1 protein-coding gene is annotated in these 305 nt (G+C 67.9%); it reads left to right on the plus strand.

Annotated elements, in window-relative coordinates:
• Positions 1-200 (plus strand): hypothetical protein (locus AC0IYH_RS30685; protein WP_471837935.1); only part of this gene is annotated, 200 nt, incomplete at its 5' end.
• Between the last annotated feature and the right edge of the window lie 105 nt (positions 201-305).

Raw genomic sequence — 305 nt, forward strand, 5'->3', positions numbered from 1 at the left:
GGGCCTATGCACATGGGGAGACGGGTTATCTTGCGACCACCGAATACACATCGTTCCTGTACGCCGCGCTGCTCGGCTATGCGGTGTTCGGCGAGCGACTGTCGCTGTGGACGATCGCGGGGGCGGGCGTGATCGTCGCCGCGTGCCTGTACGCCGCCCGGTCGAGGGACATCGCCGCGCAGACCCAGGTGGTGCCGTGATCCGGCCCGCTGAACCAGCCGATGTCACCACGATCCTTCGCTTCGTGCGGGAACTGGCGGTGTTCGAACGCGAGCCCGACGCGGTGCTGGCGACCGAGCCGATGC

This window comes from Pseudomonas sp. AC463 (assembly GCF_979253585.1).